Annotated in this window: 10 protein-coding genes; 5 read left to right on the top strand and 5 right to left on the bottom strand. The window is 67.7% G+C overall.

The genetic code is table 11. The annotated features are described in order from the left end of the window. Nucleotides 1-62: 62 nt before the first annotated feature. Entirely contained in the window at nucleotides 63-524 is a 462-nt protein-coding gene (locus tag ABH933_RS27880) for an Ig-like domain-containing protein (protein ID WP_429412968.1), read from the bottom strand. A gap of 161 nt (nucleotides 525-685) precedes the next feature. On the opposite strand from ABH933_RS27880, the gene ABH933_RS27875 reads away from it, so the two are divergent. The 4 genes from ABH933_RS27875 to ABH933_RS27860 all read left to right on the top strand — a co-directional run bounded on the left by ABH933_RS27875 (nucleotide 686) and on the right by ABH933_RS27860 (nucleotide 6,039). Next, complete coding sequence (locus ABH933_RS27875; protein ID WP_429412966.1) at nucleotides 686-2,989, top strand: FdhF/YdeP family oxidoreductase; 2,304 nt, start codon at nucleotides 686-688, stop codon at nucleotides 2,987-2,989. 219 nt (nucleotides 2,990-3,208) lie between these two features. Next, entirely contained in the window at nucleotides 3,209-4,075 is an 867-nt protein-coding gene (fdhD, locus tag ABH933_RS27870; RefSeq protein ID WP_429412964.1) for a formate dehydrogenase accessory sulfurtransferase FdhD, read from the top strand. A gap of 117 nt (nucleotides 4,076-4,192) precedes the next feature. Then, entirely contained in the window at nucleotides 4,193-4,564 is a 372-nt protein-coding gene (locus ABH933_RS27865; protein WP_215917670.1) for a nuclear transport factor 2 family protein, read from the top strand. A gap of 875 nt (nucleotides 4,565-5,439) precedes the next feature. Beyond that, entirely contained in the window at nucleotides 5,440-6,039 is a 600-nt protein-coding gene (locus ABH933_RS27860; protein WP_429412962.1) for a TIGR03086 family metal-binding protein, read from the top strand. Nucleotides 6,040-6,109: 70 nt separating this feature from the next. On the opposite strand, the gene clpX is transcribed toward ABH933_RS27860, so the two are convergent. The 4 genes from clpX to ABH933_RS27840 all read right to left on the bottom strand — a co-directional run bounded on the left by clpX (nucleotide 6,110) and on the right by ABH933_RS27840 (nucleotide 10,859). Next, entirely contained in the window at nucleotides 6,110-7,390 is a 1,281-nt protein-coding gene (gene clpX, locus ABH933_RS27855; protein WP_215917668.1) for an ATP-dependent Clp protease ATP-binding subunit ClpX, read from the bottom strand. Between the two features lie 324 nt (nucleotides 7,391-7,714). Next, the gene (locus tag ABH933_RS27850) at nucleotides 7,715-8,383 is read right to left on the bottom strand and encodes an ATP-dependent Clp protease proteolytic subunit (protein WP_215917910.1); all 669 of its coding nucleotides are present in this window, start codon (nucleotides 8,381-8,383) and stop codon (nucleotides 7,715-7,717) included. Nucleotides 8,384-8,765: 382 nt separating this feature from the next. Further along, the gene (tig, locus tag ABH933_RS27845) at nucleotides 8,766-10,151 is read right to left on the bottom strand and encodes a trigger factor (RefSeq protein ID WP_429412959.1); all 1,386 of its coding nucleotides are present in this window, start codon (nucleotides 10,149-10,151) and stop codon (nucleotides 8,766-8,768) included. Between the two features lie 129 nt (nucleotides 10,152-10,280). Further along, on the bottom strand, nucleotides 10,281-10,859 hold the full coding sequence (locus tag ABH933_RS27840; RefSeq protein WP_429412957.1) for an FKBP-type peptidyl-prolyl cis-trans isomerase: 579 nt from the start codon (nucleotides 10,857-10,859) through the stop codon (nucleotides 10,281-10,283). A gap of 116 nt (nucleotides 10,860-10,975) precedes the next feature. Here ABH933_RS27840 and ABH933_RS27835 point away from each other — a divergent pair, with 116 nt between their 5' ends. Further along, entirely contained in the window at nucleotides 10,976-13,459 is a 2,484-nt protein-coding gene (locus ABH933_RS27835; RefSeq protein WP_429412955.1) for a phosphoketolase family protein, read from the top strand. Nucleotide 13,460: the final 1 nt, after the last annotated feature.

Genomic DNA, 13,460 nt, shown 5'->3' with positions numbered 1-13,460 from the left:
TATACCCCGGGTCCGGCAGCGCCAGGGCCCGGGGTGGGGTAACTGCTACCCCCCTCGGCCGCTCAGCCGACGACGGCGCAGTTGTAGCCCATGTGCATGCCGTTGGCGACGCGGACGTCGACGTAGGGGGTCGGGGCGCCGGGTGGGGTGCCCGCCTGTACCGCGGTGATGCGATGCTGCCCGACGGTGGCGGGGGTCCACGGCACGATCGCCTGCGCGCCCGAGGGGCGGAACCAGCCGATCGGGGTGTTGTTGTCGAAGACCTGGACCGGCTGCGCGCCGTCGGTGACGGACACCTCGACGGTGTACTGGCAGCCCGCGCCGTAGTTGGTACCCAGGCCGTAGTTCATATCCGCGTTCACGCCGACACGGGTGGCGGTCGCGTGTGCCGCGGGCGCCGCGGCGAGCAGGGCCGCCGGAACCATACCCAGCACCGCGGCTGCGGTTGCGAACCCGGCGGCGAGCGCCGGGCGGTGGGGATGCGCCCCCGGGCGACGGTGTGCGGTCCTGACTCTGATGTCCATCCGGTTCCTGTTCCGATCCGTGCTTCCGGGTCCCATATCCCGGAACGTGGCATCGATAATTGCGCCCCGGCCGGAAGAATGGGGGCGAATCGCCGCTTCGGTTGTCCGGCATGTTCCGGGTCGGCCGACGGGGTCCCCGCGCACAAGAGGACGATGGAACCATGCACCGCAACGCCCCGGCCCGCGATATCGACGAGTCCAAGGTCTCGATCACCCCGCCGAAACAGCAGGCCGCAGGCGTCACGGCGGTGACGGTCGCGCTGGAGCGCGCCGTGGAGGAGATGGGTGTGGTCCGCACGGCCCGCACCCTGGCCCGGGTGAATCAGCGGCACGGCTTCGACTGCCCCGGCTGCGCGTGGCCCGAGCCCACCGGTCGCCGGCGGCCCGCGGAATTCTGCGAGAACGGCGCGAAGGCCGTCGCCGAGGAGGCGACGCTGCGCACGGTCACCCCGGAGTTCTTCGCCCGGCATTCGATCGCGGAGCTGGCGGAGAAATCCGGCTACTGGCTGGGCCAGCAGGGTCGCCTGACGCACCCGATGGTGCTGCGGCCCGGCGATACCCACTACTCACCCATCGACTGGGACGAGGCCTACCGGCTGATCGCCGACACCCTGCGCGGCCTGGACTCCCCCGACGAGGCCCTGTTCTACACCTCGGGCCGCACCGCGAACGAGACCGCATTCGTCTATCAGCTGCTGGTGCGCAGCTTCGGCACCAACAACCTGCCCGACTGCTCGAACATGTGCCACGAATCCTCGGGCGCGGCGCTGAGCTCCTCGATCGGCATCGGCAAGGGTTCGGTGACCATCGACGACTTCTCCGCGGCCGAGGTGATCGTGGTGGCGGGGCAGAATCCCGGCACCAACCATCCCCGGATGCTATCGGCGCTGCAGCAGGCCAAGGAGCACGGCGCACAGGTCATCGCGGTCAATCCGCTGCCCGAGACCGGGCTGCTGGGCTTCCGCGATCCGCAGACAGTCCGGGGCCTGACCACCGGCATCGCCATCGCCGACGATTTCCTGCAGATCCGCCTCGGCGGGGACATGGCGCTGTTCCAGGGCCTGGCCAAGCTGCTGTTCGAGGCCGAGGACCGCGCGCCCGGCACCGTGGTCGACCGCGCGTTCGTCGACGCGCACACCGCGGGCTTCGCCGAATACGAAAAGCAGATGCGCGCAGTCGATCTGGACGTGGTACTGGAGGCCACGGGCCTGACGCGCGAACAGCTCGAGCGCACCGCACGACTACTGGCGCGGTCCAGGTCCACCATCATCTGCTGGGCTATGGGCCTGACCCAGCAGGTGCACGGCGTGGCCACCATCGAGGAGGCCACGAATCTGCTGCTGATGCGCGGCATGATCGGCAAGCCGGGTGCGGGCGTGTGCCCGGTGCGCGGGCACTCCAACGTCCAGGGCGACCGCACCATGGGTATCTGGGAGAAGATGCCCGAAACCTTTCTGGCCGCACTGGATTCCGAGTTCGGCATCACCAGCCCGCGCGAGCACGGCTACGACACCGTCGATGCCATCCGCGCGATGCACGAGGGCCGGGCGCGCGTATTCCTGGGCATGGGAGGCAATTTCGTCTCGGCCACCCCCGACACCGAGCTCACTGAGGCCGCGCTGCGCGGTTGCGCTCTGACCGTGCAGGTTTCGACGAAGCTGAACCGCAGCCACGTCGTGCACGGGCAGACCGCACTGATTCTGCCGACGCTCGGGCGCACCGATCTGGACCTGTCCCCTGCCGGCGTGAAACAGCAGGTGTCGGTGGAGGATTCGATGTCGATGGTGCACCTGTCCACCGGCCGCCTGACCCCGGTCAGCGACCAGCTGCGCAGCGAGGTGGCGATTGTCTGCGAACTCGCGCGGGAGCTGTTCGGGGCCGACCACCCCGTGCCGTGGGCGCGCCTGCGCGACGACTACGACGCGATCCGCGATTCGATCTCCCGGGTTATCCCGGGCTGCGCGGACTACAACGCGAAAGTCCGCGACCGCAACGGTTTCCAGCTGCCCCATCCCCCACGCGACGCCCGCGAGTTCCGGACCTCTACCGGCAAGGCGAATTTCGCGGTCAACGACCTACGCTGGCTGCCCGTGCCGTCGGGGCGGCTGATCCTGCAGACGCTGCGCAGCCATGATCAGTACAACACCACGATCTACGGCCTGGACGACCGCTACCGCGGTATTCACAACGGCCGCAGGGTGGTACTGGTCAATGCCGAGGACATCACCGCGCTCGGATTCACCGAGGGCGATCTGGTGGACGTGATCTCCGAGTGGACCGATGGCGTCGAGCGCAAGGTCACCGGCTTCCGGCTGGTGTCCTATTCCACACCGCGCGGCAACGCCGCCGCCTACTACCCCGAGACCAACCCGCTGGTCCCGCTGGACCACGTGGCCGAGCGCTCCAACACCCCAGCCTCCAAGGCGGTCACCGTCCGGCTGGAACCGCATGTGCACACCCGATGAGCGGCCGGATCCCCGGCGCCGACGATGCCATTGTCCGACAGTAGGATCGAGGTATTTCCGTGAACGGAGCGAAGCGGAGTGAACCAATAAGCTGGCGCGCCCTGCGCACGACGGAGCCGAGCGGCAGCGAGGCGGTGTCGTGAACGGAGCGAAGCGGAGTGAACCAATAAGCCAGCGCGCCCTGCGCACGACGGAGCCGAGCGGCAGCGAGGCGGTGTCGTGAGCAGAGTGACCGCGCGGCGCAAGATGGTGCGGATCACCCCGGGGGAGCGGATTCAGCGGCCGGACACGCTGACCGTCGAGGAGCCGCTGGAGCTACGCGTCGACGGGCGGTCGTTGACCGTCACGATGCGCACGCCGGGCAACGACATCGATCTGGCGCACGGATTCCTGTTGAGCGAGAACATCATCGGCTCGGCGCAGGATGTCCTGTCCGCGCGCTACTGCGCCGGAACCGATGCCGACGGGCAGAACACCTACAACGTGCTCGACATCCAATTACGAACGTCCGCAACGATTTCCACCCGGAACTTCCTGACCAACAGCTCGTGCGGACTGTGCGGCAAGACCGCATTGGACGAGGTCCGCACCCGCAGCAGATTCGCGCCGCCGACGGCCGGACCAATCGTCGGCTCCACCGTCCTGGCGGCGATGCCGGATCAATTGCGCTCCCGCCAAGCGGTTTTCGAATCCACCGGCGGACTCCACGCGGCCGGGCTCTTCACCGCCGACGGCGTCCTGCTCGTCGTGCGGGAGGACATCGGGCGGCACAACGCGGTCGACAAGGTGATCGGCTGGGCGCTGCTGGAGGACCGTATCCCCGCCCACGATCTGATCCTGGTCGTCAGCAGCCGGGCCTCGTTCGAACTGGTCCAGAAGGCCGTCATGGCGGGCATTCCGATGCTGGCCGCGGTCTCGGCTGCCAGCTCGCTGGCCGTGGACCTCGCCGTCGAGTCGGACCTGACTCTGGCGGCGTTCGTCCGGGGCGGCAGCATGAACATCTACAGCGGCCTGCACCGCATCCGGCAGGCGGCCGCCCCCGAGTCACTGCCCGAGCAGTACGACTCGGCCCGCGCGGGCGGTTAGCGCCCCGGCTCACTCTGCGGACGGCCGGTCTCAGTCACCGCGACGGCCGGGCCCCGGGCCGCATCGGCGGTGTTACGCTCCCCGATAGAACAGGTTTCAATTCTGGCAGGAGTACAGATGGCGGCGCAGATCCGGGACGTGGTGGAGCAGTACGTGAAGCTGGTGGCCACCGGCCCGACCGAGGACATCGTGGCGCTGTACGCGCCGGACGCGGTGGTCGAGGATCCGATCGGCAGCACCCCGCGCCGGGGCCACGACGCCATCCGGGAGATGTACCAGACGCTGGAGGCCGCACAGCGCGAGACCAGCATCGACATCGTGCGCGTGGTCGGCTCCCATGCGATCGTCGGCTTCACGCTGGTCACCCGCTTCGGCGAGCACAAGATGACGCTCTCGCCGATCGACGTGATGGAGTTCGACGAGCAGGGCCGCATCGTCAGCATGAAGGCCTACTGGGGCCCGGACGACATGGTGACCGAGTCGGCCTAGGACCACCCCGAACGCCCCTGCCCGTCGGCCGAATTATCGTGACCACCAGGGGCGTTCGGCACCGATGAGTTTTCGGCCGCAGGGCCGTCGTAATAAATGAGAACGCCACGTAACGGCACACATCCCGGTGGCGATTCCCCAATATCGGACAAAGGTTCAACGGCGAACCAGGGGAGATCAACGGCGATCTCCGACCGCGGGCGCGAACAGCTACACCGTTCGTCACCGGTCCGATACGAGTGTTGTACCGACGCGGCACGAGCTGCCACCGCAGCATCGGTCCAGCGTAAGCCGCACCGGCGCAGCATATTCGGGATCCGTGGCGAAAGGGGCCGCCACCTCCGATCCTGCCCGCTCCCGCAGTAGTCAGACCAGTCGGGCCACTCTCCAGGGCCTAGTACCCAGCTCACAGCGGTCGGGCCCCACGCTCCAGCGCCAGGTACCCAGCTCACGACAGCCGAGGCCCGCGCTCCAGCGCCAAGTCCCCGACTCACGGCCACCAGGCCCCACTAGGGCCTAGTGCCTGCGCAGCGCAAATGCCGAGCACCGCAGAGCAGATCCTGGTCCTCGAGTTTCGAACCGCCCATCCGGCGGCGATCCCTCACCCTTTCCGCCCAGTAGCGCGCCAGCTCTCATCGCGCGTCCGCGTATGCCCCATCCGCGGCCGACGATCGACCGTGAGCCGTGCAGCGACCCCGCATTCCGCCGACCTCCGGCCATCTCCCATCGGCTACCGGCTACCGGCTACCGGCTACCGGCTACCGGCTACCGGCTACCGGCTACCGAGGCAACCTCGAGGTACGTACCCCGCCGCAGCATCCACCCGTCAGACAATGGGCATGGACATACCGTATGTATCAGCTTATTATCGCGTTGTGACTACCGATATCCGAGACCTGAACCGCCGCGTCGTCGACTACAGCGTCAAGATCGTTTCCAAGCTGACCGCCGACGATCTCGACCGCCCCACCCCCTGCTCCGAATGGACCGTCGCAGACCTGTTGGCCCACATGACCGTTCAGCACCGGGGCTTCGCCGCCTCGGCCCGCGGCAACGGCGCCGACCTCGATGTCTGGAAGGTGCAGCCGCTGGCCGCGGATCCCGTCCGCGACTACGCCGAGGCCGCCGCGGACGTCATCGCCGCCTACGCCGAGCTCGACTCCCTGGACCAGCTCTTCGAACTCCCCGAGTTCGGCCCGGGCGTCAAGGCCCCGGGCGCCATGGCCATCCGAGCCCACTTCATCGACTACGTCGTGCACGGCTGGGACATCGCCCGCGCGCTGGGCGTCCAGTACCACCTCGACGACGACTTCGTGGCGCCCTCCCTGGAGATCATCCAGATGGTCCCCACCGGCGAGGAGCGCGCGGCGTCCCCGTCGAAGGCCTTCGCGGCCGAACTCCCCGTCCCCCCGAACACCGATCCCCTCGACCACATCCTGCTGCACCTGGGCCGCAACCCGGCCTGGCAGCCCTGACCTGAAAACCCCTGAATACGAATCGGGGCCGGGAGATTGCTCTCCCGGCCCCGATGTGTTCGTGGGGAACCTACGCCGACTTCTCCCGGCGCTCCTGACGCTGGGCCTTGCGCGGGACGATGGTCGGCAGCACGTTGTCGTTGACGGTGTCGGCGTTCACGACCACCTTGGCGACATCGTCGCGGCTTGGGATGTCGTACATCACCGGCAGCAGCACTTCCTCCATGATGGCGCGCAGACCGCGGGCGCCGGTGCCGCGCAGGATCGCCTGATCCGCGATGGCCTCGAGCGCGTCCTGGGTGAACTCCAGGTCGACCCCGTCCATGTCGAACAGCCGCACATACTGCTTGACCAGGGCGTTCTTCGGCTCGGAGAGGATCTTGACCAGCGAATCCTTGTCCAGGTTGGTCACCGAGGCCACGACGGGTAGGCGGCCGATGAACTCCGGGATCAGGCCGAACTTGATCAGATCCTCGGGCATCACGTCGGCGAAGTGATCGCTGGTGTCGATCTCCGACTTCGAGCGCACCTCGGCGCCGAATCCGATGCCGCGCTTGCCGACCCGGTCCTGCACGATCCGCTCCAGGCCCGCGAACGCGCCCGCCACGATGAATAGCACGTTCGTGGTGTCGATCTGGATGAATTCCTGATGCGGATGCTTGCGCCCGCCCTGCGGCGGCACGCTGGCCTGGGTGCCCTCGAGGATCTTCAGCAGCGCCTGCTGCACGCCCTCGCCGGAGACGTCGCGGGTGATCGACGGGTTCTCGGACTTGCGGGCGATCTTGTCGACCTCGTCGATGTAGATGATGCCGGTCTCGGCGCGCTTGACGTCGTAATCGGCGGCCTGGATCAGCTTGAGCAGGATGTTCTCCACATCCTCGCCGACATATCCCGCTTCGGTGAGCGCCGTCGCATCGGCGATGGCGAACGGGACGTTCAGCATCTTCGCCAAGGTCTGCGCCAGGTACGTCTTACCGCAGCCGGTGGGGCCGAGCATGAGAATGTTGGACTTGGTGAGCTCGACCGGCTCACCGCGGCCGTCACGGCTCTTGTCGCCGGCCTGGATGCGCTTGTAATGGTTGTAGACCGCGACCGCCAGGGTGCGCTTGGCGGTGTCCTGGCCGATCACATAGTTCTCGAGGAACTCACGGATCTCGGCGGGCTTGGGCAGCTCATCGAGTTTGACCTCGCTCGACTCGGCGAGCTCCTCCTCGATGATCTCGTTGCACAGGTCGATGCACTCGTCGCAGATGTACACACCTGGCCCCGCAATGAGCTTCTTGACCTGCTTCTGACTCTTTCCGCAGAACGAGCATTTGAGCAAGTCGCCGCCATCACCGATGCGCGCCATCTCGTGGGTCCCTACTTCCTTGTCCGCGTGCAACCGTCTGTTCCGATTGCCGACAAGCCGCCTTCAAACAACGCTACCCGCCCAATCCGGGTCGGTGTTCACCACGGAGGAATGTTCGCTTCGAAGCGCTACGCACGAACGTCATCCGAGAGTTGTATGGCTTTGTCGGCAACCATGAGCAAAGGTCCCTGGAAAGACCGTACCTGCTCGGCGTGATACAGGTCGATAACTTGGCCCGTTTCGCGGGCCCATCGTGTCCGGGTTCTCACAGCGAGCGCGTCCCGGCGCAGGTCACGACCACCGGGACGGCCCACCACGAGGTCCTCACTTCTTCTGGGCGCTCAGCTTGCGGTAGTCGAAGACCTGGTCGACGATCCCGTAATCCTTGGCCTCCTCGGCGGTCAGGATCTTGTCGCGATCGGTGTCCTTGCGGATCGTCGCGGTGTCCTTGCCGGTGTGCAGTGCCAGGATGTTGTCCATCTGGGAGCGGATGCGCTCGATCTCGGCGGCCGCGATCTGCAGGTCCGAAACCTGGCCCTGCACACCGCCGGTGCGCGGCTGGTGAATCAGCACGCGGGCGTTGGGCAGGCACGCACGCTTGCCCGGGGTACCCGCGGCCAGCAGCACCGCCGCGGCGGAGGCGGCCTCGCCGAGGCAGACTGTGGCAACGTCCGCCCGGACGTACTGCATCGTGTCGTAGATGGCCATCAGCGCGGTGACGTCGCCGCCGGGCGAGTTGATGTACATCGTGATATCGCGGTCGGGATCCAGCGACTCCAGCACCAGCAGCTGCGCCATGACGTCGTTGGCGACGGTGTCGTCGATCGGCATGCCGAGGAAGATGATGCGCTCCTCGAACAGCTTGTTGTACGGATTCGACTCCTTGACACCGTAGCTCGAGTGCTCGATGAAGGACGGCAGGATGTAGCGCGACTGCGCACCCTGCGGCGCCATACCGCCCGGTGCTGTGCGTGGGTCGAAAAGATTGGCCATCATCGTCTCCAAAGTCCTTGTGGGTGTGCTTGTTCGCTACCGGCCGTCATCGGCGGCCCGGGTGGTGCTGGTCAGGCATCGCCTGTCACGCGGTCCGGACGACCCCGACCGGCTCGCCCCTCGCGGTGACCGCCCGATTGATTCTCACGGATACCTGCCCTCTCTCACCCGGCTCGCCACTCGCAAGCACGCAGCCATTCCTGATTCGCTGACACAAACCCTAACGAAGCAGGGCGGCACCGATCTCCCGGTACCGCCCTGTCTTCGCTTACAGCGCAACTTTCGAACCGCTCAACTGCGCTGTAAGCGAAACGCGCTGTGCTGTACGGCGCGCTCGCAAGCTCCGCGCGCGACGCAAACCCGCTGCGCCGCAGCCTTTTACTTACTCGGCGGCCGCGGCGGCCGGCTCGGCCGCCGTGTCGTCCTGCTCCTCGGCGTCGGCGTCGGCGGGGGCGCCGAACATCTCCGAGGTGTCGACCGCATTGCCGGCGGTGTCGGTGACCTTGGCCTGGCCCACGACGGTGGCCAGCGCCTTGCCGCGGCGCACGTCCGCGAAGATCGCACCCAGCTGGCCGGCCTCCTGCACCTGCTGGATGAACTGCTCGGGCGACATGCCGTAGCGCTGGGCCTGGAACAGGATCCGCTCGGTCAGCTCGTCCTGGCCGACCTGGGTGTTCGCGGACTCGGCGATGGCGTCCAGCAGCAGCTGGGTCTTCACCGACTTCTCCGCGGCCTCCTTGGTGTCCTTGTCGAACTCCTCGCGGGAGGAGCCCTCGGCCTCGAGCGCCTCGGCGAGCTTGGCCTCGTCGTGGTCGAAGCCGTGCACCGCGTCGTGCAGCACGGCGTCGACCTCGGCCTGCACGGCGCCCTCGGGCAGCGGCACCTCGGTCTGCTCCAGCAACGCCTCGAGCACCTTGTCGCGGATCACGCCGGCCTGCTCGACCTTCTTGGCCCGCTCGACGCGGGTGCGCAGATCGGCCTTCAGCTCGTCGATGGTGTCGAATTCGCTGGCCAGCTGAGCGAACTCGTCGTCGGCCTCGGGCAGCTCGCGCTCCTTGACCGAGTTCACCTTGACGGTCACGACCGCGTCCTTACCGGCGTACTCGCCGGCGACCAGGGCGGAGGTGAAGTCCTTGGACTCCTCCGCGGTCATGCCGATCAGGGTCTCGTCCAGGCCCTCGATGAGCTGACCGGAGCCGACCTCGTGCGACAGCCCGGTGGTCGAGGCGTCGGCGACCTCTTCGCCGTCGACGGTCGCGGACAGGTCGATGGAGACGAAATCGCCGTCCTGGACCGCGCGCTCGACGGCGGTCAGGGTGCCGAAGCGCTGACGCAGCGACTGCAGCTGCTGGTCGATGTCCTCGTCCTCGACCGCGATCGGGTCGACCTCGACCGCGATGGTGTCGAAGGCGGGCAGGGTGATCTCCGGGCGGACGTCGACCTCGGCGGTGAAGGCCAGCTCCTGGCCGTCCTCGATCTTGGTGATCTCGATCTCCGGGCGGCCGATGACGTTGACCTCGGCGGCGCTCACGGCCTCGCTGTAGCGGGCGGGCAGCGCATCGTTGACGACCTGCTCGAGGATCGCGCCGCGACCCAGCCGGGCCTCGAGCAGCTTGGCCGGGGCCTTACCCGGACGGAAACCCGGGATGCGCACCTGTCCGGCCAGCGTCTTGTAGGCCCGATCGAAGTCCGGCTTCAGCTCCTCGAAAGGCACCTCGACGTTGATGCGGACCCGGGTCGGGCTCAACTGCTCGACGGTGCTCTTCACGGACATGCTCCTTGTTAGTGGTTCGTTGTTCGGTATTGACGTGTATCGGTCCCCCCGATCGCATCCTGAACAGCCTAGTCGACCCCGGCATCCGAGTAGAAACCGCCTAGGATGCCGATTTCGCCGGAATCAGCTTCCGATCTTCACCGCGTCGGTCACGAAGACGAGCGTCTCGTTCGGCTTGATGCCGTTTCCGCCCTGCCCGTAGCCCAGGTCCGGCGGGATGATCAGCAGTCGGCGCCCGCCCTGCTTGATGCCGACCAGGCCCTGATCCCAGCCGGGAATGACCTGGCCCGCGCCGAGGGTCAGCGGGAAGGGCTGGTTTCGGTCGAAGGAGCTGTCCAGCTTCTTCTTGTCCGACCAGGTGACCAGCGTGTAGTTCATGGTGACCGGATCGCCCGTCTTCGCGGCCGGGCCGGTGCCCGTGACCAGATCCTTGGTGATCAGGTGCGCGGGCGGGGTGCAGTTGTCGGGGATGGTGATGGCCGGCGGCTGGCCGAAGCCGCCGGTGACCTTGATGTCGTCGGCGGTGCATGCGCGGCCCGCGGGCGCCGGCGCGGCGGACTGGGTCTGCGCGCTCGACGCGGCCGCGACCGTGGTGGTGCTCGAGGACGACGAGGACTTGGTCTCACTGCTGCCGCATGCGGTGAGCGCGACCGCGGCGGCCACGACGACGGTCGAACCGATGATTCTGGCCAGTGTCTGCATGCGCCGCACCCTAATCGGGCGTACCGACGCCACCCGCGCGCGGGTAGCCTGACAACCGACTACCGCACGTCAGCACTTTCCGCGAGCACCACCTCGACGCGAGGAGAGTCTGCGCAATGACCCAGCTGGCACCGGCGGGCGGCACTGCCGCCGCCACCGATACCTCCGCCGACAACGTGGGCGGACGCGGCGGCGAGACTCTCGCACCCCGCCCCTATCACCTCTCCGACACCCCCGGACCGCTCGGGCGCGAGGAACTCGCCGGGCTCGATGCCTGGTGGCGCGCGGCGAACTATCTGGCGGTCGGGCAGATCTATCTGATGGCCAACCCGCTGCTGCGCAGGCCGCTCGAGGCCGAGCACGTCAAGCCGCGCCTGCTCGGGCATTTCGGCACGGTCCCGGGGCTGAATCTGGTGTGGGCGCATGCCAATCGCGCGATCCGCGCCCGCGACCTGAACGCCGTCTTCGTGGCCGGGCCCGGCCATGGCGGCCCCGGGCCCAACGCCTGCGGCTGGCTCGAGGGCACCTGTTCCGAGCTGTACAGCCATATCTCGTTCGACGGCGACGGCATGCGCGAGCTGTTCGCGCAGTTCTCCTATCCCGGCGGGGTGCCGAGCCACTGCGCACCCGAGACGCCCGGCTCCTTCCACGAGGGCGGCGAGCTGGGCTATTCGCTGCTGCACGCCTTCGGGGCGGCGCTGGACAATCCCGATCTGACGGTGTTCTGCGTCGTCGGCGACGGCGAGGCGGAGACCGGTCCGCTGGCGGGCAGCTGGCATGCGAACAAGTTCCTCAACCCCGGCCGGGACGGGGCGGTGCTGCCGATCCTGGCGCTGAACGAATACAAGATCGCCAATCCGACGCTGCTGGCGCGGATCCCGGAGGGCGAGCTGGTGTCGCTGCTGCGCGGATACGGGTACGACCCGGTCATCGTCGCGGGCAGCGATCCGGCCAGCGTGCACCAGGCGATGGCCGCGGCGTTGGACGGCTGCCTGGACCGCATCGCCGAATTCCAGCGGGCCGCGCGCGCGGGCGGCGACACGACCAGGCCCAGCTGGCCGATGATCGTGCTGCGCACCCCCAAGGGCTGGACCTGCCCTCCGGTGGTGGACGGCGAGCCGGTCGAGGGCACGTTCCGTGCCCATCAGGTGCCGCTGCCCGCCGCACGCACCGATGCCTGTCACCGCGCGGTGCTCGAGCAGTGGCTGCGGTCCTACCGCCCGGAGGAGTTGTTCGACGAGGCGGGCGCGCCGGTGCCGGGCCTGCTCGCGCTGTCGCCGATCGGGGACCGGCGGATGAGCGCCAACCCGGTCAGCAACGGCGGCGCGCTGGTGCGGGATCTGAAGCTGCCCGACTGGCGCGAGTACGGCGTCGAGGTCATCGCGCCCGGCGCAACGGATCACGAGGCGACGCAGGTGCTGGGCGGGTGGCTGCGCGATGTCACCGCGGCCAATCCGGACAACTTCCTCACCCTCGCCCCCGACGAACTGGCCAGCAACCGGCTGCAGGACATCCTCACCGTGACCGGGCGCAACTGGCAGGCCGAAATCGGCGAGTACGACGTGAAATTGGACCGCACCGGCCGGGTGATCGAGGTGCTGTCCGAGCACATGTGCCAGGGCCTGCTGGAGGGGTATCTGCTCACCGGGCGGCACGGGGTGTTCACCTGCTACGAGGCGTTCATCCACATCGTCGATGCGATGTTCAACCAGCATGCCAAGTGGCTCGACGCGAGTTCGGCGGTGGCGTGGCGGCGGCCCATTCCGAGCCTGAACTACCTGCTCTCCTCCCATGTGTGGCGGCAGGACCACAACGGGTTCACCCATCAGGATCCGGGATTCCTGGACGTCGTGCTGAACAAGAGCCCGGAGATCGTGCGGGTGTATCTGCCGCCGGATGCGAACACCCTGCTGTCGACCTACGATCACTGCCTGCGCTCGCGACACTACGTGAATGTCGTGGTGGCGGGCAAACAGCCACAGGCGGACTGGCTTTCGGTTCCCGACGCCATCGCGCACTGCACTCGCGGCATCGGCATCTGGGAGTGGGCCGGGCACAACGACGAGGTGGGCACCAGCCCCGACGTGGTACTGGCCTGCGCCGGCGACGTGCCGACGCTGGAAACCCTTGCCGCCGCGGCGATTCTGCGAGAGCGCCTGCCACAGTTACGGATTCGCGTGGTGAACGTCGTGGATCTGATGCGCCTGCAACCGAGCGACCAACACCCGCACGGCCTGCCCGACAGCGAATTCGACACCCTGTTCACCGCGGATCGTCCCGTCATCTTCGCCTTCCACGGTTACCCGTGGCTGATTCACCGTCTCGCCTACCGCCGCGCCAACCACGACGGCATGCATGTGCGCGGTTACAAGGAAAAGGGCACCACCACAACACCTTTCGACATGGTCATGCTGAACGACCTGGACCGCTACCACCTGGTCATGGATGTCGTCGACCGGGTGCCCGGCCTGGGCGAGCGCGCGGCGGCCCTGCGCCAGGACATGTCCGATGCCCGCGCCGCGGCCCGCGCCTGGACCCGCGAACACGGCCAGGACATCCCGGAGGTCGCCGAGTGGCGCTGGCCGTATTCGCGGGCGTGAC

The sequence above is a fragment of the Nocardia sp. GP40 genome, assembly GCF_050434125.1.
Lineage (GTDB): Bacteria > Actinomycetota > Actinomycetes > Mycobacteriales > Mycobacteriaceae > Nocardia > Nocardia albiluteola.
This window is presented reverse-complemented; position numbering and strand designations above follow the sequence as displayed.